The organism is Aeribacillus sp. FSL M8-0254 (assembly GCF_038008845.1).
Classification (GTDB): domain Bacteria; phylum Bacillota; class Bacilli; order Bacillales; family Aeribacillaceae; genus Aeribacillus; species Aeribacillus composti.
In genome coordinates, this window is the sequence record NZ_JBBOZY010000001.1 from 1,131,652 (window position 1) to 1,155,340 (window position 23,689).

Here is a 23,689-nt window from a genome sequence, read left to right on the forward strand (position 1 = left end):
GGGGAAAATAAAACCACTTTCATTGAAATGATGGAGGATCAAAGGTGATCCATACAAAAAAATTTCCCTTTTGGCTTTCGCAAAAAACATTTCCAGAATCGACGGATTATTTAAAGAATGTTCTTATTTTTCTTTAGTTTTACTGAAAATAAATCAAAGTTATCGGAATTGTTGGCAGGAAACGTCTTGAATTTTTTTAAAAACTGAGGTAAAGTTATACCTATCAAAAGTTCATATCGGAATTCTTATCGAGAGAGGCGGAGGGAACTGGCCCGAAGAAGTCTCAGCAACCGGTACAAGGACGGCGGCATGATAACCTTTGTACCAAGGTGCTAAATCCAGCAAGCATTTTGCCGTAAGATATGCTTGGAAGATAAGAAGGAGCCAAACAATAAACGCCTTCTTCTTATGAAGAGGGCGTTTTATTTTTAAAGCCTCCTCTACAGGCAATGAAAGCAGCACATTTTTACTAACTAAAAAAGGGAGGAAAGTCAAAGATGAATATTGAAACAGTTTTGGCCCAATTAGGAAATCGAAGTGAAGCTCTTACAGGAACAGTAAGCGCCCCCATTTATTTGTCCACTGCCTACCGGCATAAAGGAATAGGCGAATCAACAGGTTATGATTACACTCGGACAAAAAATCCAACGAGAGAGCTTGTCGAGGACGCCATAGCCAAATTGGAGGGAGCCGATCAAGGATTTGCATTTTCTTCCGGAATGGCAGCGATTCAGACGATTATGGCTTTATTTAAAAGTGGAGATGAACTGATCGTTTCAAAAGATTTATATGGCGGGACATACCGCTTGTTTGAAGAAGAGTGGCGCAAATACGGTCTTACCTTCCACTATGACGATTTTACGTCTCGCGAATATACGGAATCATTAATAAACGAAAATACTAAAGCGATTTTTCTAGAAACGCCCACTAATCCGCTTATGCAGGAAACATCGATTTCCTCGTTGGCGGAATTGGCCCGGAAGCACAATTTGCTGCTGATCGTTGACAATACGTTCTACACGCCTGTTTTGCAGCGTCCGATTGAAGAAGGAGCGCATATCGTGATTCACAGCGCAACGAAATATTTAGGCGGTCACAACGATGTCCTTGCCGGCCTGGTCTGTGCAAAAGGGAAAGAAATTTGCGAAAAATTAGCCATGCATCAAAATGCAATTGGTGCGGTATTATCTCCTTTTGATTCGTGGCTGCTGCTTAGAGGAATGAAAACTTTATCATTGAGAATGGCCAAACATCAGGAAAATGCAAGGGAGCTGGCGGCATATTTAAAAGAGCTTCCTGAAATTGATGATGTATTATATCCTGGCAGAGGCGGAATGCTTTCCTTCCGTGTGAAAAAAGAAGAATGGGTCAACCCGTTTTTGCAGAATCTGAAATTAATCTGTTTTGCGGAAAGCCTTGGAGGGGTAGAAAGCTTTATAACGTATCCAGCTACCCAAACACATGCGGACATTCCGGAAGAAATCCGAATTCAAAACGGTGTATGTAACCGGCTTCTCCGTTTTTCTGTAGGGATTGAAAGCGTGGAGGATTTGAAGGAAGATCTCAAGCAGGCATTGCAAGCAGCTGCGAAAGGAGATTTACTAAATGCATGACCAATGGAGCTTTCAAACAAAATTGATTCATAATAAACATAAGGTTGACCCGACAACCGGTGCTGTCAGCGTGGCGATTCAGCAAGCGTCAACGTTTCATCAGCAAACATTGGATGAATCTCCTGAATTTGACTACAGCCGTTCAGGAAATCCAACACGAAAAGCGTTGGAAGAGGCGATTGCCGAACTGGAGGGAGGCGCCAGAGGGTTTGCTTTTGCTTCAGGAATGGCCGCCATTTCAACAGCTTTTCTGCTACTGTCTTCGGGAGATCACGTTCTTGTCACTGAAGATGTGTACGGCGGAACATACCGGATTGTTGCCGATGTCTTATCGCGCTTTGGCATTGAATATACGTTTGTCGATATGACGGACCTTGATGCCGTAAAAGCAAATATACGTCCGAACACAAAAGTGATTTACATTGAAACGCCCTCGAATCCGCTGTTAAAAGTGACGGACATTCGAGCAATTGTGCAGCTTGCAAAAGAAAACAGCTGTTTAACATTTGTTGATAATACATTTATGACTCCGGCTTTGCAAAGGCCTCTCGATTTAGGGGCCGATATTGTTTTACATAGTGCAACAAAATTTTTGGCAGGTCATAGCGACTGTTTGGCAGGACTGGCAGTTGTGAAAGATGAAAAGCTTGGCGAAGAGCTTTACAAGCTTCAAAATGCCTTCGGCGCTGTTCTCGGCCCGCATGATTGCTGGCTTGTATTAAGAGGGTTAAAAACACTTCATGTGCGGCTGGATCAATCCGTCAAAACAGCTTCTCAATTAGCAGAATTTTTGAAAAAGCACCCTGCCATTAAAAAAGTGTACTATCCGGGTCTTCACGATCACCCAGGGTCAGATATTCATTTGCGGCAAAGTGTCAACGGTGGAGCGGTTTTATCGTTTGAACTAGAAGATGAAAAAGCGGTCAAGATTCTTGCTGATCATGTTCAACTGCCTGTTTTCGCAGTCAGCCTTGGTGCAGTTGAATCGATCTTGTCGTATCCAGCTAAAATGTCCCACGCAGCAATGCCGAAAGAAGAAAGAGAAAAAAGAGGGATTACGGACGGATTGCTTCGCTTAAGCGTCGGTTTGGAAAGCTTTGAGGACTTGAGACGCGATTTGCAGCATGGACTGGACAAAATTCTTGCATAAGCAATGATTTCCATGAAAATCACTCATAAGAACAGGGGAAAGTCCCCTGTTTCTTTTTTTTGTAAGGAAAATTGACAATTATTTGACATTATTTTATATATTTGTGATATTATAGTTAATGTGTTATATAAAAAAGAATTTTTAAAGGGGGATGTTATGTATGAGCAAGAGGGGTAGCGGTTTGTTCTTTGCCATTCTCCTCGCTTTTGTGTTGATTCTATCTGCTTGTGGAAACAACAATAGCGGCGGAAATCAAGGCGGCGGGAGTGAAGGAGAAAAGAGCAGCGAAGGCGGAGACAATAAAACACTAAGCCTTTTGACTGGAGGAACGGGTGGTACATATTATCCGCTTGGCGGTTCGATGGCGCAAATTATTTCAGACGAGACAGATTATAATGCAAATGCCCAATCTTCTGGCGCTTCAGCTGAAAATATGCAAGCACTTAAAAACGGTGAAGCAGATATTGCCTTCTCGCAAACTGACATTGCGTCATATGCATTAAACGGGGAGTTAATGTTTAAAGACAATAAAGTAGAAAATGTGAAAGCAATTGGAACACTTTATCCAGAAACTATCCAAATCATTACGACGAAGGACAGCGGAATCAATTCCGTTGAAGACCTGAAAGGAAAAACCGTTTCTGTCGGTGCTCCTGGTTCAGGAGTGAATGCCAACGCCCAGCAAATTTTGGAAATACACGGCTTAAGCTTTAACGATATCAAAGCCCAAAATCTGTCTTTTGATGAATCAACAGACGGCATTCAATCCGGCAGTATTGATGCAGCGTTTATCACAGCGGGAACACCGACAGCAGCAGTTGAATCTTTATCCGCACAAAAAGAAGTTAAAGTAATCCCGATTGCCGACGACAAGATTCAAGAATTAATGGAAAAATATCCTTACTATGCAGAGGATACAGTTCCAAAAGGCACTTATAAAATTTCTGAAGATGTGAAAACTGTTGCCGTAAAAGCAATGCTAGTTGTTCGTGATGACATGCCAGAAGATGATGTCTACGCCATCACAAAAGCGATTTTTGAGAATACGGATAAAATCACCCACGCAAAAGGCAAACTAATCAAGGCGGAGACGGCGCTTGACGGCATTGGCGATCTGCCGTTGCACCCCGGCGCTGAAAAATATTTTTCTGAAAAAGGAGTTCAAAAATAAAGTGCGACGATAGACCGAATTGTTCGGTCTATCCTTTTCATTTCTTTTTATTTGGTGGGGGTTTCATGAGGTCATGGCGGCAAGTGTTTATCATTGGTTTTCTCCTTCTCATCGCAACCATTGCCTTTTTGCTTTTCTTTCCTTTTACCGAAACCATCGCTTTTTATCAAGAAGACCGTGAAGAATTGTTGGCTTTTTTGCCTATCCAAGATGACAACTCTTTTCAAATACAATACACCCATTCCATTCATCTGACCGATGTCGTGGAGACATATGAATTACGCAATAAGGAAATTGTGCAAACAGAGCTACAGTTTGAAAATTTTGCTATCGGCATGCCTTCCAATGTCGAAGGAAATGAAAAATTTGTAGAAAAAGATGGGAAATATTTGATTAAAAATATGAATCGGCGGTTTCCGTATATTGATTTGCGGGTTGGACTAGTTAGAGCAGATCACCGGGTCATTTATAAAGAAAACGTTTACAAGTTGTCGAATTATATTAGACCCGGTACATGGGTTAGAATAAAACCTGCTAAGCTGAGCTATTGGGAAAGGCTGAAAGGAGTTGAAATCAGTGAGCAAAGAAAAATTTGAAGTAATTTCGGAAGAAGAACAGCAAGCTTTAATTGAAAAATACGACCCTGAAGCGGGTACGAGAAAACTAAAAGGCGTTTTGGGAGGCATTGTTTTTGCCGGATTGTTGGCCTTCTCCCTGTTTCAGGTATATACAGCAATTTTCGGTGTTTTTACAGCACAAATCCAACGCTCCGTCCATCTTGGGTTTGCTTTAGCCTTAATCTTCCTGTTATTCCCAGCCAACCGCAAAAAGAAAAAGGAATATAAATTTCAAGTGGCGTGGTATGATATCGTTCTTGCGCTTTTGAGCGTTGTCGTGGGGGCGTATTGGCCGCTGTTTATTAACGATATTGTCATGAGAGTAGGGATGCTTACAGAAACGGATTTTTATATTGGCATCATCGCTATTTTGCTAGTTTTAGAGGCAACGCGCCGTGCAGTGGGTTTGCCGATCACCATCATCGCTCTTCTTTTTTTAGCGTACGCTTATTTCGGTCCTTATATGCCGGATTTCCTTCAACACAGCGGACTTAGTTTTGATCGGATTGTGCAAACGATGTTTTTTACGACGGAAGGAATACTCGGAACCCCGCTTGGAGTGTCATCAACCTTTATTTTCTTGTTCCTTCTTTTTGGGGCATTTTTAATTAAAACGGGTATCGGCCAATATTTCAATGATTTGGCCGTTGCGATTGCCGGGAGAAGGATTGGCGGACCGGCAAAAGTCGCTATTTTCTCCAGCGCTTTGCAAGGAACGATCAGCGGAAGTTCCGTTGCCAATGTTGTGACTTCTGGAGCTTTCACCATTCCTATGATGAAAAAACTTGGATATGACAAAGATTTTGCAGGAGCGGTGGAGGCTTCTTCATCTACAGGCGGTCAGTTAATGCCGCCGATAATGGGGGCAGCTGCGTTTTTAATGGTTGAATTTATCGGAAACGGCATTACGTATTGGGACATTGCCAAAGCGGCAGCTATTCCGGCTATTCTATATTTTGCAGGGATTTGGATCATGACTCATTTTGAAGCAAAGCGAATCGGTTTAAGAGGCTTGTCAAAAGAAGAAATGCCGAATCGGAAAGAAATTTTGAAAAAACTGCATTTGTTAGCCCCGATCGTTGTCATTATTATTTTGCTAATGTCAGGAGTGACCGTTACACATGCTGCCATTTATTCGATATGTATTTCGATTGTCGCTGGATTTTTAAATCGCGAGAATCGGATGAGATTTAAGGATATTGTATTAGCGCTCGTCGACGGCGCCCGTACAGCGTTAGGGGTTGCGGCAGCAACAGCCGCTGCCGGAATTATTGTCGGCGTTGTGACGAAAACCGGGCTTGGTTTGAAGCTTGCTAACGGGTTGCTTGATATCGCCGGGGGCAATCTCATTCCGACATTAATGCTGACGATGATAGCTTCGTTGATTCTTGGAATGGGTTCACCGACTACAGCGAACTATGTTATTACCTCAACGATTGCTGCACCAGCGATTATTTTGTTAGGAGTACCTGATCTGTCTGCACATTTATTTGTGTTCTATTTCGGGATTATTGCCGACATTACACCGCCAGTAGCCCTTGCAGCCTTTGCCGCAGCCGGTGTATCAGGAGGAGAACCGATCCGAACGGGAATTCACTCTTCAAAATTGGCAATCGCCGCCTTTATCATTCCGTATATTTTCGTTTTGTCTCCGCAAATGTTAATGATTGATACGACATGGCTTGAAATTTTATGGGTAGTCTTTACGGCGTTTTGCGGAATGATCGCAATTGGAGCCGGGATGATCGGATATTGGATGAGAAACATGCATTTGATTGAACGAATTGCTGCGGTCGTGGCCGGGCTGTTGCTGATTTATCCAGAACGTTTTTCAGACATAACAGGTCTCATCATTTTCATCGCATTATATGCGTTTCAATATATATGGAAATACGGAGCTGATCAAAAAGTGAAAGGTGAAAGCATATAAAGAAGACAGGTTGTTATGAAGAATCGATCCAATGATTAGAACATGATTCAGTCTTCTTACAGGCGGAATCATTGAGACGCAGAATAAACGCGGAGAGCAATTCACATTGGAACGAACAAAATCAGGATAAAATGTCGGGGAACTTGAAAGAGATGTGTTGGAATCGATCCATAAATTTGCAGAAGACGTTCTCCAAAAGGATGATATGACTCAGCTTGTTTTGTTATGCGAAAAATAAAACTGGTTTTTTGACAGGCTGAATTGCTTGTAAAAATGAAAAAGGGGCAAACAAAATTGAAAATACAGCAAGCTTCTAAAAATCTTTTGGGGAACGGCTGCTCGTGTGTAAGCGGTTGATAGCGGGACAGTTTTATATCATAAATAAAAACATCCATGAGTAATTTTACTCCCCACTCATACATGAAAATCCATCATTCCTTCCCATAATGGATATGAACGCAAACAGTTTTGAAAGACGTTCTCTTTAATGGTGGTTCGACCCTGTAATAAAAACTGTTTGAGTCCATTTGGTGTTCCACCCATTGTCAGCCCTTTTCGTGTGAAAAGGTGACTACGAACAGAAAAATGCCTAACGTGCAAATGGACTCCCTGTTTGCGAATTTATCGATGGAAGGAGTAAGAATCATGGATGTTCTTTATCATCGTTGTGCAGGATTAGATATCCATGCCGAAACAATTGTCGTTTGTGCTCTTCTTGGAGAGGAAGAACACGTTCAAAAGGAAGTTGAAACATTTCCTACTTTCACGAAAGACTTGTTTCGTCTTCTGAAATGGTTAGAAGATCGCGGTTGCGATGGAGAGTACGGGCGTTTACTGGAAACCTGTGTTCAATATTTTGGAAGATTACTTTGACATTACACTTGCCAACGCTCAGCGAATCAAAAATGTACCGGGGAGAAAAACCGATGTTTCCGATGCAGAATGGATCGCCAAATTGTTGCGTTACGGATTGATCGAGAAGAGTTTCGTACCTCCTGAAAGCATTCGAGAATGACGGGATTTAACTCGCTTGCGCAAAAAATGGATCGGGCAGTTAACCGCGGAGAAAAACCGCATTCAAAAAGTGTTGGAATGTTCCAATATCAAGTTAAGTTCCGTGATTTCGGATGTATTTGGTGTATCTGGGCGAAAGCTACTGGAACGTTTAATGAAACAGGGATACATCGAAGAAACCGAAGTCGATGCTTGCATTCACAGGAGTATGAAGAGGAAAAAACAACAAATTCAGGATTCTCTCTTTGGTACATTGACCAACCATCAACTGTTCATGATTCGCCAATCGTGGAAGCACATCGAATCGTTGGAAAGTTTACTTCGAGACATCGAAGAACGAATCGACCAACTCTTACAAGTATACAAACAAGAGATGGAGCTTCTTGTGACCATACCGGGGGTCAAGAAGGAAACCGCTGCCGTGATTATCGCTGAAATCGGAGTCGATATGGGACAATTTCCAACGTCTCAACACCTCGCTTCATGGGCGGGAGTCGCGCCGGGAAATCATGAAAGTGCTGGAAAACGAAAAAGTACCCGAACGACGAAGGGGAATCCGCATATCAAGTCGGCGTTATGTGAGGCGGCTTGGGCTTTGTCTCGATGTAGGAATCAACGTTTGGCAGCGAAATATTGGTCATTGGCGGCACGCAGGGGAAAGAAAAAAGCACTCGTTGCGATCGCGCACCGAATGCTTACCATCATTTACTGCATCATTTCTCGAAAAGAACCGTTTCGAGAGCAGTAAATAAATTAGTATAACCAAAAAGGTTCAGAAATATACGAGATACCTAAAAATAAGGTAGCTCTGCTTTCCTATTGCCTTTTTTTGGTCGTTAATAGGGTATCCAATTTGATTGTGGGGTATACCGCTTCAGCCATGGTTAATTGATTTTCACAGAAAAAGAGCCTGCAGAAAACTTATTTTTCCGTTTTAGACTGCATGATTTGAAATGCGAGTTTGTTGGTTATAACGATTGTTTTATAGCATGATTTTTTCCAATTGTTGAGTATACAAACTTTCTATCAATCCAGTAAGATCGTCCCTTTTCGGTACGAACATTGTGAGTCCGATTTATTTTTGTGCTGCAAAATTCAAAATGTTGTTTAAAAAAACCGCTTTATGTCACGAATAGGTGGGAAATGGAGTGGCATTTCAACCTAGACGGCAAAATGAAATCCGATAGAAAACGAAAATTTAAATCTATAAAAAGCCAAGCAAAGAGGAAAAAATGAATGATCAGCTCTATAGGCGCGATTCTAAAACGGCAAAAAATAATGAAGTGGAAGCATCATTTGACACATCCACTTCGATCATATTTGCTTGAAATCTTAATTGAAAAAACGATTAATCTTCAAACAATTCGTCCATTAACTCTTCAATTTCTTGTCTTCGTTTGCTTGTTTCTTGTTTATCGACATAATAACGGTTATTTTTCTGAATAATTACATCTCCCGTTTCTGCGTTTTTAGGCAACTGGCTTTTTAAAATTTCGATTATTTTGCCGTTTTCATCTTCGCAGACTGCGATGTCATTTTCAAATCGATCAATAATAAATTTCATAATGTCCCACCTTATCTAGGAGTGAAAGATGTTTGTGCTTTATAAGTTTTGTTTTTATAAGTGGCTGATACATCGATTTTAACAGTATAACCTTTTGCAGCACGGCCGATTTTTACCGACAATGGCTTGCCAATAGTACCGGTATAAGTGGTGTTTTTGCTTTTATATTTAAAAACAGCTTTATATTTTGTTCCATTTGGCAGCCCTTTTACATTCAGTTTTATTGTTGAGTTTTGCTTTGGAGTTTTGTTATCGACACTTGCTGTTAATTTGTAGCTAGTTGGTTTGCTTGCTGCACCGGACGATGCCGCTTTTACATTAAAGGAAAGATTGGAGCCGTTCGTTGTTGCCACAATATGGCCTTGTTTATTCGTTCTAAAAGTGTTTATTTTGTATGCTTTCAGCCGATTGATCACATCTTGAGTAGGATGGCCGTATGAGTTCTTGCCGACGGAAATGACGGCATATGTCGGTTTTACTGAGTTTAACAGCGCTGTGCCTGTAGATGTTTTGGCGCCATGGTGTCCTACTTTTAGGACGTCAGCTCGCAAATATTGTTTAGCTTTAATCATATCCGATTCTGCTTTAAGTTCCGCATCACCAGTGAAAAGAAATGATTTTTTACCGTAAGTAAGCTTTAAAACAGCACTCCAGTTGTTTAAGTCGCTTTTTGGATATGCTTTGACAGGCCCAACGAATTTTGCGGTAACTCCTTTGATCGGCAAAGCAACATTTGCTTGAGCGGTCTTTATTTTTTTGCCTTCACGCTTAACAGCATTTAAAAAGTCTTTGTAGCTTTCCGTCGTATGGCTGACTTTTGGCGCATACACTTGCTCTACTCGAAAAGCAGATAGGACAGTGTCCAGACCGCCAATATGATCTGCGTCCGGATGAGTTGCAATCATTATTTCGATATCATCCACTTTTTGCTTTTTCAAATAATTAACAACGTCATCTCCATAACTGTTATTTCCGCCATCAATGAGAATATCTTCTCCATTCGGAGCTTTTATGTAAATTGCGTCTCCTTGTCCGACATTAATAAAATGAACATACATATTTTTTGCCTGAGCGCTTGTTGTTTCGTGAAACGGCATCAGCAAAAAAGAAAATGCAAACACTATCGAAAACAATAGCTTACGTAATTTCATCAAAATCCCTCCGAGTACTGAATAGATCAAATTGATTATACAGCGTGGTAGGAAAAATTTACAAGATTTAATTTAGAAAATTTTATTTTTTTTTATAGAAAATTAAATTTTCTAGTCTAATTGAACTAAAGTCTCATCCGATTTTTTCATGCCGAAAAAAGAAGCCGACCCAAAAGGCTTGGATCGGCCTAAACAGACAAAGGTCTGTACATTTTTAATTTTGTTGAAATCTGGTCATCCCAAAATTTAATTTTTCAAACGCCACTGTTGGTGAATGGAGGAATCAAAAAGTTTAAGTAAAAAAACTAGTTTGCATATTTTAAAACAAGGAGAAACGTAATTTGTTAAAAACAATTGATAAGAAGATTAAATAAAACTTTGTGTTGCTAATTATTGTTGTCGCCAATTAGCTCGCTGTACCTAACTTTATTTAGCGTAAAAACATATTGTACAGTCAAAAAAGGTGAATATAACTAAAATTGTTAAAATGGAAAATTTGAATGATATAAAAGGCGTAAACAAAATTTACATTTAAAAAAATTACAAGTTAAATTGTCTGTTGAATAAACCTGATATTTTAATGTTTCGCCGTCAAAAAGTCGGCAAAAAAGAAGAGAAAAAGAAAACGCGATTCTTGTATTTCACAAGAACCACGTCATACTAAGGTTTTTAATGATGATTCCGACTGGGCTCGAACCAGCGACCTCCACCCTGTCAAGGTGGCGCTCTCCCTGCTGAGCTACGGAATCATATTAACAAAACAGATGAATTTCTAATGCGTTTTTTTGACAATACCTATTGTAATGTTGTTATAAAAATATGTCAAGCCTCAATATGCAAGTTTTTTTACTTGCTGTAGTTTTTAATCATTGATAAGCTCTTTCTGGTCTTAGAATCTAAATTGATAAAAGGAAGTGCTTTTAATAGAAGCACAAATGTTGAGAATTATAAATTATGCGAAACGACCAACCGGATTACCGGGCGGTTTTTGTTTCTGATTGACGACAAAGTGCAACAGTAGTTATTTTTTCGTTTTATCTAAATAATCTGTAAGGAGTCCTCTTTGTTATACAAAATGATAGGAAAGAAAAACGAAAAACAGGAGTGTCCTTTTGCCTTTCATGCAATATTTTTGAAATCGTTTTAATAATTTGATAGGATAACATTTATAATATCGATCATTTTTGAAAATCCTTATAAAGGAATGTGATAAAAAATGAAAAAAGACCAAGTCTTGGATCAGAGGCACCGCCCTTTGCGCGATTTGCGTATTTCTGTAACCGACCGATGCAATTTCCGGTGCACGTATTGTATGCCGAAAGAGATATTCGGAGATGATTATCAATTCCTTCCGAAGGATCACTTGTTGACGTTTGAAGAAATTGTCCGGCTCACGAAAATTTTTGTTGAGCTTGGCGTGAAGAAAATTAAGCTGACTGGAGGCGAACCGCTTCTTCGAAAGGATGTATATAAACTAATTGCCATGCTTTCAAAAATTGAAGGAATTCATGATATTGGTTTGACAACAAACGGCGTGTATTTAAAAAAGTATGGCTCAAAATTGTATGAAGCAGGTCTTCGCCGATTGAACATCAGCCTTGATGCAATTGATGACGATACGTTTCGCCGTCTAAATGGACGAAATATATCAGCAAAAACGGTCTTGGCAAATATTGATTATGCTGTATCGATCGGATTTTCGGTTAAAGTAAATATGGTTGTACAAAAAGGAGTAAATGATCACCAAATTTTGCCGATGACGGAATATTTTAAAAACAAGGGGATTCCATTAAGATTTATTGAATTTATGGATGTAGGCAATACAAACGGCTGGAATATGAAAGATGTATTGATAAAAAAAGATATTGTAAAGATGATTAGTTCTGTTTATTCCATTGAACCAATTGATGAAAACTACTTTGGAGAGGTAGCCAAGAGATATCGTCATCAAGACACAGGTTCAGAAATCGGATTTATTACATCAGTATCAGAACCATTTTGTTCAAGCTGTACGAGGGCGCGTATTTCATCAGACGGAAAGCTGTACACTTGTTTATATGCCCACGAAGGATTTGATTTACGGGATTTCATTCGTTCAGGAAAAAGTCCAGAAGAAATCAAAATGGCTATTGAACGTGTTTGGCAAAATCGTAAAGATCAATATTCTGTTGAACGTACAGAAAACAAAGGTATGTTGAACAAAAATAAAATTGAGATGTCATATATAGGAGGATAAACAATCGGCGTTTGGTGATGAAATGCTGATTGTTTTTTTTATTTTTTTTAGAAAATTCAAAAGAGAAAAAATCAAAATTGAAATCGCAAAATTTTTAAACCATTAAAATACATTTTTATCTAATATATAGAAGCAAGGAGGGGAGCAATTGGCTGATGTATTAATTGTTGATAATGATAAATCTGCTCGGAAGGATGTAAAGTCAATTATTGAAGATAGTAAATTCAGCTTTCTTTCCATTTATGAAGCAAGTACATCTCAACGAGGTATGATCCTTTTAAAGCAAAATCGACCGACTATACTCATTGTGGATATCTCCTTGCCAGATATAGACGGTATTAAATTAGGGAGATCAGCGTTAGAGCTGTATCCAGATTTGCCCGTGATTGTTGTGACTCAGTTAAAAATGTTCGAGTTTGTTCAGGAAGCGATCAACTCAGGTTTTTCAGCTTATTTGTTGAAACCGCTTTCCAAAAATGAACTGCTTGATACATTTGAGCGGATTTTGCCCCAAGGATTAAATAAAGAAATTAATCAAACCATCAATGGTAAAAGTCATTTTTCCTCTGACTTAAAAAATCCGATCGAAAGTGCCATTCAGTTTATTCAAATGAATTATGGTTATGCTCTTACTTTAAAAGAAGTGGCAAATCAAGTATATTTAAGTCCATCTTATTTCAGCCGATTGTTTAAAGAAGAAGTTGGTATGACATTTGTGGAATATTTAACGTTTGTTAGAGTTCAAAAAGCTAAAACGCTGCTTAGAGTTTCGAGTCTTCCGATTGAAATTATCGCTAACAATACCGGTTTTTCAAATGCAAGCTATTTTGCAACCGCTTTTAAAAAAATGGCTGGGAAGACGCCAAGAGAGTATCGGGAGCAGTTTCATTTTAAAGAATAGGAGGTGAAGTCGTGATTACGATTAAAAAGGAATTGGAACGCTGCAAAAAGGAAGGGTTATCAGGTGTTATTGGAACCATTATTTCTACAAAAGGATCTACCTACCAAAAGACAGGGGCAAAATGCTTCATATCAGAAGATCGAAAGCTAACAGGTCTTTTAAGCGGAGGCTGCGTCGAAGCAGATATTGTAGAACATGCTGTAAAAGTGCTCGAAACGGGTAAGCCGGCAGTTCTCCACTATGATTTTTACGGAGAAGAGGATATTGTTTGGGGACTTGGTGTCGGCTGTAATGGGAAAATGAACATATTTTTACAACCATATCTGCCAAAAAAGCAGCCTGAAAGGACAGAAGTGATTGATCAATATTTTTCTCAATCCCTCCAAAAACAATTACACGCTGTCACGATCGTGAATGCGAAAGATGAAAATCTTCAAGGAAAAATGTGGATCCTAGACCCTTTGCAAAGTAATGACGACTCACTTATTACCGTTTCTGAAATTGCTCATGATTATCAAGATCGGAAAAACAATTTAAAAAATGAAATGGTTTATTTAGGTGGTGAAAAAGAATTGTACGTATATTATGAATCATTAAGTCCACCACCACACTTAAAGATTTTTGGCGCAGGTCCTGATGCCATTCCGCTTGTCAAAATGGCGAAAAGCTTGAAATGGATTGTGACTGTTCTTGACCATCGTCCTACTCATTGCAATGAAAATAATTTTCCTGATGCTGATTTTATCCAAGTTTATCCTAAAGGGTCTGTTCCTGACGTTTCGTTTAATGAAAACACATATGTCATTATAATGACACACAATTTTTTACACGATCAAGAAATATTAGAATCCATCATTCATTCAAATGCGGCTTACATTGGTCTATTAGGTCCGAAAAAAAGAACTGCCCAATTAATTGAAAGCAGCCAAACTCTGAAGGCTCATCCTTCTATTCAGCAAATTCATAGTCCTATCGGTCTTGATATTGGAGCGAAAACACCGGAAGAAATTGCCTTTAGTATTTTGGCTGAAATTATGACGGTGTACAGAGGCGGAACAGGAAAGAAATTATCAGAGCTGGCGGCAATGGCTTATTCCTAAAAAAAGATACATCAGTCATAAAGGTGAAAAAACATATTTTGTTGAGTGATATCAGCTGCAGTTTTTTCAAAGTGGATGGTCAAACACAATCTATTAATACCATCTATTGGAAAGGTATTGACCAAAATACCGTGGATGAAAGTAAAAAATCTCAGTTAAGCGGTATTGCTGCTGTCTTAACTCGGACCTGAAGTTTCTATGAAATAAGTAAACCGATTGGTTTTAGGAGATATTACCAATCAATACTGATTACATTGCTAAAAATAAGATTAAAAAATGTATCTGACAAGACTGACACCGTAGTTGCGTTATTGTGCTGTGATTCAATGCTATGAAAGAAATAGGAACCTGTTTATTGTTCAAGCAAAATATCGAATTAAAAAGGTCATCCAGTTCTTTAAAGGGATGAGCCAAAAGGGCAAAAATTCGTAATGATATTTGTTTTGCTGCGATCGTAATATCCTCAAGTTATTGAGTCACCACAAAATTATGAGAGATTTCTTCGGAAGGAGGTAAGTTAAATGAGTAAAGTGATTGGGAAAAGAGTGACGCGTGTTGAAGATGCTAGATTATTGACTGGTCAGGGAAAATATATTGATGACATCGGTACCCCGCCGAATACTGGTCATGTGGCCATTTTAAGGAGCCCTTATCCGCATGCCAAAATTGTGTCTATCGATTATTCGGAAGCCTTAGAAATTCCTGGAGTAAAGGGTGTTGTAACAGGTAAGGATGTACATCCTCTATTAAATCCTTTTAGTGTTGGCGTCAGTGCTCCAGTACACTATTATCCAATTGCTATTGATAAAGTTCGTTTTGTAGGTGAGCCAGTAGCAGTTGTCGTGGCAAAAAACCGATATATTGCGGAGGATGCGTTAGAAAAAATTAAGGTGAAATATGAAAATCTTGAACCAATTGTAGATATTGAACGTGCGCTCGAAAAAGGAGCACCTATTTTACATGAAAATGTTGGTTCAAATATCGCTAATCATCGAACTTTTCATTATGGAGATGTAGAGAAGGCTTTTGAGAAAGCTGACAAAATCATCAAGCATCGTTTTCAATTTCCGAAATATTCTGCGACGCCAGTTGAAACATACGGCATTATTGCACAATACGATCATAGCTCTGATAGTTATACGGTTCACGCAAACTTTCACGGACCGTTTGTGCTTCATTCGATTATGGCAGGTGCATTAAAAATTCCAAGCAATCGGTTGCGAATTATCATACCAAAGGATATTGGCGGCAGTTATGGAATTAAGGCAGGAATATTCCCGTATATCGTTCTTTGTTCCGTTGTAAGCCGTCTCGTAGGCTGTCCAGTGAAATGGATCGAGGACAGGCAGGAGCATTTAGCAGCTAGTTCAAGCTGTACGGATCGCGTCACATATATAGAAGCGGCTGTAAAAGATGATGGGAAAATACTCGGATTAAAAATGAAAATGATGGATAACGTAGGTGCATATATTCGGGCACCAGAGCCGGCATGTTTGTACCGGAACCATGCTAATACAACAGGTGCCTATGATATTCCAAACTTAATGATTGATGCGTATGCCGTTATGACGAATAAATTGCCGACAGGGCTTATACGCGGATATGGGGGACAAGAAACGTATTTCCCTCTTGAACGGATCATGCAAATGATTGCGGATGAATTAAAATTAGAGCCAACTGAAGTGATTAAACGAAATTTAATTAAAAAAGAACAATTTCCATACAAAACGGCATCTGGTGGAGTGTATGATAGCGGCGACTATGAAAAAGCGTTTGACCTGCTGTTAAAAGTCGGAAAATATGATGAATTCCGAAAAAAACAAGCTGAAGCACGCAAGAAAGGAAAGCTTCTAGGTGTTGGTCTTGCTGTGATCGTTGAACCATCTGGTTCAAATATGGGTTACATTACGATCGCCTTAACCCCAGAGGAAAGAAAAGCAGGATTGCCGAAATCAGGTTGTTCAGAAGCGGCGACGATTTCGATGGATCCGATGGGAAATGTGAATGTGCGCATTAGTACAACACCATCCGGACAAGGGCATGAAACGGTCGCTAGCCAAATCGTATCGGAAATTCTCGGAATTCCGCATGACAAAATTAATGTTGTAGCTGAACTTGATACAGCTACAAGTGCCTGGTCTATTGCTTCCGGAAGCTATTCCAGCCGGTTTGCGTCACTCGGATCAAGCGCTGTGTACTACGCAGCTCATAAGGTAAAAAATAAACTCATAAAAATTGCCGCACATTTTTTAAAAGTGAAGGAAGAAGATTTAACGATCGAAAACGGTAAGATCGTTTCCAAAACCGATCCATCTAAATCTATTTCTATAAAAAGGGTTGTTGGATCAGCCCATTGGAATCCACTTTCTTTACCAGAAGGGATGGAGCCTGGAATTTATGAAACAGCCTATTATACTGCCCAGGCTGAACCACCGGATGACCAGGACCTTATTAATTCATCGGTTACGTATGGATTTGTTGCTGATTTAGTGACAGTAGAAATTGATCCAGAGACGGGTGACATTCACATTCTTGATTATTTCACGGTCCACGATGCTGGAAAACTGTTAAATCCGCTTATTGTCGATGGACAAATACTAGGAGGTCTTGTCCATGGGCTTGGCGGTGCCATGTATGAAGAACTCGTCTACGATGAAAAAGGTCAGTTTTTAACTGGATCATTTATGGATTATTTATGTCCAACAGCACCTGAAGTACCAAATGTAACGATTAAACATATTGAGACGCCATCACCAATTACACCATTAGGCGCTAAAGGTCTTGGGGAAGGAAATACAATGAGTGCACCAGTTGTCATTGCAAATGCAGTAAATGATGCGTTGAAGCCATATGGTGTGACGATTGATTCATTACCTATAACGCCAAATAAAGTATGGAACATGTTGAATCAGTCTAAAAAACAGGAGGTTTCATCATGAACGGAAAAGGGAGCGTAACATTAAATGCAGGAATTGAAAAGGCATGGGAAGTGCTGCTTGACCCACTGGCATTAAAAAATTGCATTATGGGCTGTAAAAAATTAGAGCCTGTCGATGAAAACAAATATGAAGCGGAAGTATCTATTGGAATTGCTGCTGTGAAAGGGAAATATGAATCAACCATTGAAATTGCTGATGTTCAAAAACCGAACCATTATAAGCTCATTGTAAAAGGGGAAGGCGGACCAGGAAGTGTTGAAGCAACAGGTGTTGTTGATCTTATTCCAATTGACGATAACAAGACGGAATTGAACTATACGTATGATGCGGAAGTTGGCGGTAAAGTGGCAATGGTTGGGCAAAGAATGCTAAATGGTGTAGCTAAATTAATCATTCAGGACTTCTTTAAAAAGTTTAATAAAGAACTAGCGAAAAGCGAACAATCTATTTAAATAGAGAAAATACAAGTCAAGCACAAAAATCAAAGGAATTGGAAATTCCAAATCCTTTGAACTGCTAGATCATACTGTGAGTGGACGAAATGAAAAGGTCGATTGAGTCTTCTGCACCGATAAGAAAATCTGGCTGCCTTTTGAATGGAGTTTGCTACATTTAGCATCAGTAAAGCGATTTTTGCCCTTTTCCTGAAAATAACCCCTTTCATGTAAGGATCTGTGGAAAGGACTATTCGGGATGTCCCCAGCCCACTTGTTGATCAATCACGAGAACTTGCTTTAATCCATGCTGTCTGGAAGCTGTCACATTCAGCATTGGTGGCCAGAGGGAACAAGATTGCGGGTTAGAAGCTCGAACAAGAGCTGGGAAAACAGACTTTATAAGGATTTCTCCCAATGATCCTTAATACCACTATCTAGGGGCATCACGAAAAGTCTACCCCTAAAATGGAACTTTTTCAGATAGTGCCAGTTAGCAACACTATCTGAAAAAGTTATCAAAGAGTCTAACTGGAAAATGCCTCTCTCTAAAGAGGATTCTAAAAATACTAAACGAGGAGGGGAGTATATGAAACCCGTAAAATTTGATTATTATTCCCCGAAAACAGTTGATGAAGCTTTAACACTTTTAGAAGAAGCAGGATTTGACGGGAAAATCATTGCCGGTGGTCAAAGTCTTGTACCAATAATGAACATGAGACTATCATCGCCAGAATGTTTAATTGACATTAATCAGCTTCATGATTTGCAATTTATTGAGTTTGATAGTGACAAAGTTAAAATTGGTGCGTTAACGAGGCAGGCGGAAGTTGAAAGATCAGATGTAGTTCAGAAGCATTTAGGGCTTCTAAGTGAAGCGGTTCCCTTTATTGGGCACGTTCAAACGAGAAATCGTGGAACATTTGGAGGAAGTCTTGTTCATGCTGACCCAACAGCTGAAATTCCTCTTTCATTGATGGCGCTCGGAGGGACCCTTCATATTGCTTCTAAAGAAGAGGTGCGAGAAGTAAACGTCGAGGATTTCTTTATTACTTATTTAACAACTGACATAATGCCAAATGAGATGCTGACGGAAATTCACATTCCTATAGAACAAGAAAGAAATGGATATTCATTTTTTGAAATTTCTCGTCGTCACGGTGATTTTGCACTCGTTGCCTCTGCTTGTCAATTAACGATTGATCATTTAGATCGCATTTCAAATGTAAGACTTGTGTTAGGCGGTGTTGAAGCAACGCCATTGTTAATAGAAGGGGCAAACGAATGGATGAAAGGAGAGGTTTTATCTGACTCCCTTCTCCAAAAAGTCGAGGATATAGTGGATGAAATGGTAGATCCAGAGTCAGATATACACGCAACTGCTGAATATAGAAGACATCTTTCGAAAAAATTGGCAGTGCGTACGGTGAAATCAGCCTACGAACGAGCGAGGGGTGAAGCCAATGAGCGTTCATGAAATTGAAGTGACGATCAACGGGAAAAAGTATAAAGAACAAGTTGAGTCAAGATTGCTGTTAAGTGATTTTTTACGAGAAACGTGCGGTCTCACTGGCACGCATGTCGGCTGTGAACATGGTGTGTGCGGTGCTTGCACGATCCATTTAAATGGTTCAGCTGTTCGAAGCTGCCTCATATTTGCTGTTCAAGTGGATGGACAGGAGATCACAACAGTAGAAGGTTTGGGAGAAGACGGTCAATTAACTCCATTACAAAAAAACTTCATTGAATGTCACGGCCTTCAGTGTGGATTCTGTACACCTGGTATCTTAATGTCAGCAACTGACTATTTGCAAAACAACCCGAATCCTTCTGTTCAGGAAATTAAAGAAATGCTTTCAGGACATTTATGCCGATGCACGGGTTATGTTGGAATTATAGAAGCAATTCAAAAAACAGTTGAAGAAAATAGTAATCATGCTCGGGTGGAAAGGTGATGATGATATGAACCTTGTAACTCTTTTTGAATTTGCTGTTGAGCGTCATCCAAATCGACTTGCTGTCGTAGAAGGAGACAGAAGGTATACGTACCGGCAATTTCATAACGAAGTGGAAAAAGTTGCTGCCTCCCTTCAAAAAATCGGCATTAAACAGCATGACCGCGTTATGATCCTTTTAAAAAATCGTCTTGAAAATACGGTGATTTATTGGGCTCTGCAAAAAATTGGAGCCGTTTACACTCCAATTAATTTTCGCCTTTCGGTGAAAGAAGTTGAGTATTGTGTCAATGATGCAGAGGCTGCTGCTGTCATATACGAAAGCGCAAGCCAAGAATCCGTTTTGAAAGCAAATCTTCAGCAAAAGCCAATACTGATTGGTCTTGGCGAAGTGGAAGGTGCTGATATCTACTATAATGAACTTGTTGAAAGAAGTCCTGGCAGCTTGGAAAAACCTACTATAGATGATAACGATGTCGCCCTCATGCTTTATACGTCCGGAACAACAGGAAAACCAAAAGGAGTTCCGCGAACGCACAAAAATGAATATAGCGCAGCGCTAGCCCATATTATCCAAAATCAATATCAAGACGGGGAAAGTACATTAGGGACAATGCCGCTTTATCATACGATGGGAATGCGCTCCCTTCTATCTATTATGTTTTTAAATGGTAAATATGTTGTTCTACCTGATTTTGATGCAAAGGAAGCGTTGGAATTAATAGAACGTGAAGAAATTACATGCCTTTACTTAGTACCTACGTTATATCACGATATGTTAAATCACGCTGAATTTCCTAATTACGATTTGTCTAAGTTGAAAAAAATCGGTTATGCGGGCGCTTCCATGACAACAGCTTTAACAGAAAAATGTATTGAGATGTTAAAGCCTGAAGTGTTTGTGAACCATTTTGGCAGCACTGAAATTTATACATTTACGATCAATCCAAATGTGATGGAAAAGCCAGGATGTGCTGGTAAGCCAGGCTTTCATCAAAATATCCGCATTGTTAAGGCAGATCCTGATGGCAATGCAACTCCAGAGGATGTAGTGGAAAAAGGAGAACTGGGAGAAATCATTGTCAATATTGAATCACCAGAAAGCTTTAAAGGCTACTGGAATAGACCAGATGCTACAAAAAAAGCCATTCGGGATGGATGGTATTTTACTGGAGACCTTGGCAAATTAGATGAGGATGGAGATTTATATGTCGTCGGACGTGTCGATGATATGATTATTTCCGGCGGAGAAAATATACATCCTCTTGAAGTAGAAGATGTTTTAGCCAAGCATCCGAAAGTGCATGAAGTTGCTGTAATTGGTGAAGAAGATGAGCGCTGGGGCCAAGTTGTTTCTTCCTATGTCGTACCAAAAGATCCGTCACTTACCATACAGGAACTTGACGATTATTGTAAAAATAATACAAAACTTTCAAACTTTAAACGTCCAAGAAAATATGTATTTATTCAAGAAGTACCGAAAAGCCCTGTTGGGAAAATTCTCCGTCGTAAACTCAAAACGGGAGAATTTGAACTATATATAAATGAAAGTGAAAAAATCGTTTAATTTTTTCAAAAAAGAAAGGGGAACCAAAACATGGAAGCAGTAAAACAATATGATCACATTCGAGTTGAAAAAAATCCGGAAAAAAAGACGGCAACGATTGTTTTCGACCGTCCAGAAAAAATGAATTATATTAGCATGCTAGCTCGCTCGCAATTTCCAGAAATTTTTGATGAGTTAAATAAAGACGATGATGTTCGCGTCATTATTATTAAAGGTGAAGGAGATAAGGCATTTAGTGCAGGAGGGAATATCCCTGAATTTTTGGAAGTGCACCAAGAAGAATTATCACATCTTGCTGTAAACGTTGCAGCACCAGAACGTTCTCCAAAGCCTGTCATTGCTCAGCTTCAAGGCTATACGTTTGGAGTCGGTTTTGAAATTGCTATGGCATGTGATTTTCGAATTGCAGCAGACGACACATTATTAGCACTGCCTGAGATGAATCTTGGTATGATTCCGGGAAGCGGCGGAACACAAAGGGTGGCCAAAGCAGTAGGATTAACTCGCGCAAAAGACATGATTATGCGTGCAAGAAGAATTCCTGCTGAGGAAGCGTATCAATGGGGCCTTATTACAAAGGTTGTTCCAAAGGAAGAACTAGAAAGCGCTGTCGATTCACTCGTTGAAGAGCTTGTAAACTTCTCTCCGCTTGCATTAAAAGTATGTAAACAAGTGCTCAATGCAGCCGATGAAACACCGCTTAGTGCAGGAATTGAAATAGAAGGAAAAGCCTATGGATTGCTTCGCACTACAGAAGATTTCAAAGAAGGCGTCGAAGCATTTGTCCAAAAAAGAAAGCCGAATTTCACAGGAAAATAATATTGAAATACGAATTATTCGTGCTCCCCAACTATAGTTGAGGGAGCATATAAAAAATAGTTCATTTTCAGAAAATTCATAATAAAAAGGAGGTATATTATGAATACCGAACGAAAAGGATTTACGAAACATTTAAATATTAACACAGTGAGCGCTGGTACACTTGCCGCTATTTTCGGATGTACTGGTCCAGCTTTAATTATTATTGGTGGAGCAGCAGACGGTGGTTTAACACATGAGCAGACGATCTCGTGGCTCTTTGCTGTTTATTTCTTTGGTGGATTGTTGGGGATTTATTTGGCTTTAAAATATCGCCAGCCGATTGCAGGAGCTTACTCTATTCCAGGTGCAGTACTTGTTGCAGGTGCATTATCACAGTTTTCTTTAAATGAAATGGCGGGTGCTTATTTTGTGGCTGGTGTCATTGTCTTACTACTAGGAATTACTCGTACAATCGGAAAGATAATGAACTGGATACCCGTTCCGATCGTAATGGGGATGATTGTTGGGGCCATGATCCGGTTTGGAACCGGAATGATTACATCTATTGAAAAAGCCCCATTGATCGCAGGGGTAGCAGTTCTCGTATACTTGCTATCAGTACGATTTATTAAAGTCATACCGCCAATTTTAACATCTTTCATTGTTTCTGTTATTTTAGTAGTAATCATGAACGAATTTCAAATTCAAGATCAGCAAAGTAGTTTTATTCTTCCACAAATTTTAATACCTTCATTTAGTCTTGAGGCAATAGTATCTGTTTCAATTCCGCTTGCTTTCTTAGTTATCGGAGCAGAAAATGCTCAAGCAACCGGTGTATTAATGGCTCAAGGATACAAGCCGCCTGTCAATGTTATGACAATAATAAGCGGAATTGGTGGGATGGTCACTTCTTTCTTTGGAGGACATAATGCAAATATTGCCGGTCCGATGACGGCCATTTGTGCTTCAGAGGAAGCTGGGAAAAATAAGGAAGGACGTTATGCATCTGTTGTGGTAAACGGTATTTTATTCAGTTTATTTGGATTACTTGCCGGCATCGTCGTACCGTTTGTAACGGCTCTACCATCTGTACTCGTTGGTACTATTGCTGGTCTAGCAATGATTAGCGTACTGGTGAACTCTTTACAAAGTGCTTTTTCTGAAACTAAATTTCAAGTTGGAGCGTTTTTCGCATTAATCATTGGTATGTCGGATATTAGTTTTTTTAATATTAGTTCACCGTTTTGGGCATTAGTTGGAGGAGTGTTGGTTTCCTTGTTAATCGAACCTCATCATTTTCAAAAAGAACATGAGGATAATTTTGATCTTCCTGAGAAAATGGATCATGCCATTTCTGAAACATTTTAAGGTGTTCAATTTCAAAATGACACAAATTAAAATCGCTTTCTAAAAATCGTTTAGGTTCTGCCTAAAAGATTATTGTTTTACTATTTCTTTTTGATTGTTCTAGATAGTCGCAAAGCAGCAAATCTTACGAAAACAGCCTTTAAAAACAACATACAGGATAGGAAAAAGATCTGTTTTG

General features: G+C 39.4%; 16 protein-coding genes, 1 tRNA gene, 2 pseudogenes and 1 riboswitch. Of the genes and pseudogenes, 16 read left to right on the top strand and 3 right to left on the bottom strand.

The features are described from left to right. The first annotated feature begins 242 nt into the window (after nucleotides 1-242). Nucleotides 243-380: riboswitch (SAM riboswitch) on the top strand. Nucleotides 381-497: 117 nt separating this feature from the next. The 6 genes and pseudogenes from NSQ44_RS05605 (at nucleotide 498) to NSQ44_RS05630 (ending at nucleotide 8,243) form a co-directional block, all read left to right on the top strand. Beyond that, nucleotides 498-1,613, top strand: a complete 1,116-nt coding sequence (locus NSQ44_RS05605; RefSeq protein ID WP_340855563.1) for a methionine biosynthesis PLP-dependent protein — start codon at nucleotides 498-500, stop codon at nucleotides 1,611-1,613. After that, nucleotides 1,606-2,763 (top strand): cystathionine beta-lyase, encoded by a 1,158-nt coding sequence (gene metC / locus NSQ44_RS05610; protein ID WP_340855566.1) that lies wholly within the window; start codon nucleotides 1,606-1,608, stop codon nucleotides 2,761-2,763. Before NSQ44_RS05605 ends, metC begins: the two co-directional genes overlap by 8 nt. Nucleotides 2,764-2,923: 160 nt before the next feature. Next, nucleotides 2,924-3,934 (top strand): TAXI family TRAP transporter solute-binding subunit, encoded by a 1,011-nt coding sequence (locus tag NSQ44_RS05615; RefSeq protein WP_117017072.1) that lies wholly within the window; start codon nucleotides 2,924-2,926, stop codon nucleotides 3,932-3,934. Between the two features lie 65 nt (nucleotides 3,935-3,999). After that, nucleotides 4,000-4,530 (top strand): DUF1850 domain-containing protein, encoded by a 531-nt coding sequence (locus tag NSQ44_RS05620; RefSeq protein ID WP_094245370.1) that lies wholly within the window; start codon nucleotides 4,000-4,002, stop codon nucleotides 4,528-4,530. After that, entirely contained in the window at nucleotides 4,511-6,481 is a 1,971-nt protein-coding gene (locus NSQ44_RS05625) for a TRAP transporter permease (RefSeq protein ID WP_340855574.1), read from the top strand. Before NSQ44_RS05620 ends, NSQ44_RS05625 begins: the two co-directional genes overlap by 20 nt. Nucleotides 6,482-7,126: 645 nt before the next feature. Further along, nucleotides 7,127-8,243, top strand: a pseudogene (locus NSQ44_RS05630) (IS110 family transposase). Between the two features lie 600 nt (nucleotides 8,244-8,843). Here NSQ44_RS05630 and NSQ44_RS05635 read toward each other — a convergent pair. The 3 genes and pseudogenes from NSQ44_RS05635 to NSQ44_RS05645 all read right to left on the bottom strand — a co-directional run bounded on the left by NSQ44_RS05635 (nucleotide 8,844) and on the right by NSQ44_RS05645 (nucleotide 10,959). Further along, a complete protein-coding gene (locus tag NSQ44_RS05635) occupies nucleotides 8,844-9,059 on the bottom strand; it encodes a DUF3006 domain-containing protein (RefSeq protein ID WP_094245372.1) in 216 nt (71 codons plus the stop codon). A gap of 323 nt (nucleotides 9,060-9,382) precedes the next feature. Further along, nucleotides 9,383-10,210: pseudogene (locus NSQ44_RS05640) on the bottom strand (ComEC/Rec2 family competence protein); the annotation flags it as partial. A 676-nt stretch (nucleotides 10,211-10,886) separates the two neighbouring features. Continuing rightward, nucleotides 10,887-10,959: transfer RNA gene (locus tag NSQ44_RS05645), tRNA-Val, on the bottom strand. A gap of 467 nt (nucleotides 10,960-11,426) precedes the next feature. Between NSQ44_RS05645 and moaA the strand changes: the two genes are divergently transcribed. From moaA to NSQ44_RS05695, 10 genes are all read left to right on the top strand, one after another. After that, nucleotides 11,427-12,446, top strand: a complete 1,020-nt coding sequence (gene moaA, locus NSQ44_RS05650) for a GTP 3',8-cyclase MoaA (protein ID WP_094245374.1) — start codon at nucleotides 11,427-11,429, stop codon at nucleotides 12,444-12,446. A 148-nt stretch (nucleotides 12,447-12,594) separates the two neighbouring features. Further along, nucleotides 12,595-13,347, top strand: coding sequence for a response regulator transcription factor (locus NSQ44_RS05655; protein WP_340855584.1), 753 nt, complete (start codon nucleotides 12,595-12,597; stop codon nucleotides 13,345-13,347). An 11-nt stretch (nucleotides 13,348-13,358) separates the two neighbouring features. Next, entirely contained in the window at nucleotides 13,359-14,447 is a 1,089-nt protein-coding gene (locus tag NSQ44_RS05660; RefSeq protein ID WP_340855589.1) for an XdhC family protein, read from the top strand. 521 nt (nucleotides 14,448-14,968) lie between these two features. Then, a complete protein-coding gene (locus NSQ44_RS05665) occupies nucleotides 14,969-17,386 on the top strand; it encodes a xanthine dehydrogenase family protein molybdopterin-binding subunit (RefSeq protein ID WP_340855596.1) in 2,418 nt (805 codons plus the stop codon). After that, nucleotides 17,383-17,838, top strand: coding sequence for an SRPBCC family protein (locus NSQ44_RS05670; RefSeq protein ID WP_340855603.1), 456 nt, complete (start codon nucleotides 17,383-17,385; stop codon nucleotides 17,836-17,838). The genes NSQ44_RS05665 and NSQ44_RS05670 overlap by 4 nt, the downstream gene beginning before the upstream one ends. A 571-nt stretch (nucleotides 17,839-18,409) precedes the next feature. After that, entirely contained in the window at nucleotides 18,410-19,297 is an 888-nt protein-coding gene (locus NSQ44_RS05675; RefSeq protein ID WP_340855611.1) for an FAD binding domain-containing protein, read from the top strand. After that, nucleotides 19,284-19,775: a (2Fe-2S)-binding protein gene (locus tag NSQ44_RS05680; protein ID WP_340855617.1), complete on the top strand. Its 492-nt coding sequence runs from the start codon at nucleotides 19,284-19,286 to the stop codon at nucleotides 19,773-19,775. Before NSQ44_RS05675 ends, NSQ44_RS05680 begins: the two co-directional genes overlap by 14 nt. 7 nt (nucleotides 19,776-19,782) lie before the next feature. Continuing rightward, nucleotides 19,783-21,342 (top strand): class I adenylate-forming enzyme family protein, encoded by a 1,560-nt coding sequence (locus NSQ44_RS05685; RefSeq protein WP_340855623.1) that lies wholly within the window; start codon nucleotides 19,783-19,785, stop codon nucleotides 21,340-21,342. A gap of 30 nt (nucleotides 21,343-21,372) precedes the next feature. Further along, on the top strand, nucleotides 21,373-22,161 hold the full coding sequence (locus tag NSQ44_RS05690) for an enoyl-CoA hydratase/isomerase family protein (RefSeq protein ID WP_340855631.1): 789 nt from the start codon (nucleotides 21,373-21,375) through the stop codon (nucleotides 22,159-22,161). A gap of 99 nt (nucleotides 22,162-22,260) precedes the next feature. Continuing rightward, entirely contained in the window at nucleotides 22,261-23,511 is a 1,251-nt protein-coding gene (locus NSQ44_RS05695; protein ID WP_340855637.1) for a benzoate/H(+) symporter BenE family transporter, read from the top strand. Nucleotides 23,512-23,689 lie beyond the last annotated feature (178 nt).

Excerpts from the sequence above, each read along its gene's own strand:
- metC (WP_340855566.1), top strand. The coding sequence starts at position 1,606 with ATGCATGACCAATGGAGCTTTCAAACAAAATTGATTCATAATAAACAT.
- NSQ44_RS05615 (WP_117017072.1), top strand. The coding sequence starts at position 2,924 with ATGAGCAAGAGGGGTAGCGGTTTGTTCTTTGCCATTCTCCTCGCTTTT.
- moaA (WP_094245374.1), top strand. The coding sequence starts at position 11,427 with ATGAAAAAAGACCAAGTCTTGGATCAGAGGCACCGCCCTTTGCGCGAT.
- NSQ44_RS05695 (WP_340855637.1), top strand. The coding sequence starts at position 22,261 with ATGAATACCGAACGAAAAGGATTTACGAAACATTTAAATATTAACACA.
- NSQ44_RS05675 (WP_340855611.1), top strand. The coding sequence starts at position 18,410 with ATGAAACCCGTAAAATTTGATTATTATTCCCCGAAAACAGTTGATGAA.
- NSQ44_RS05635 (WP_094245372.1), bottom strand. The coding sequence starts at position 9,059 with ATGAAATTTATTATTGATCGATTTGAAAATGACATCGCAGTCTGCGAA.
- NSQ44_RS05665 (WP_340855596.1), top strand. The coding sequence starts at position 14,969 with ATGAGTAAAGTGATTGGGAAAAGAGTGACGCGTGTTGAAGATGCTAGA.
- NSQ44_RS05690 (WP_340855631.1), top strand. The coding sequence starts at position 21,373 with ATGGAAGCAGTAAAACAATATGATCACATTCGAGTTGAAAAAAATCCG.
- NSQ44_RS05620 (WP_094245370.1), top strand. The coding sequence starts at position 4,000 with ATGAGGTCATGGCGGCAAGTGTTTATCATTGGTTTTCTCCTTCTCATC.
- NSQ44_RS05670 (WP_340855603.1), top strand. The coding sequence starts at position 17,383 with ATGAACGGAAAAGGGAGCGTAACATTAAATGCAGGAATTGAAAAGGCA.
- NSQ44_RS05685 (WP_340855623.1), top strand. The coding sequence starts at position 19,783 with ATGAACCTTGTAACTCTTTTTGAATTTGCTGTTGAGCGTCATCCAAAT.
- NSQ44_RS05680 (WP_340855617.1), top strand. The coding sequence starts at position 19,284 with ATGAGCGTTCATGAAATTGAAGTGACGATCAACGGGAAAAAGTATAAA.
- NSQ44_RS05605 (WP_340855563.1), top strand. The coding sequence starts at position 498 with ATGAATATTGAAACAGTTTTGGCCCAATTAGGAAATCGAAGTGAAGCT.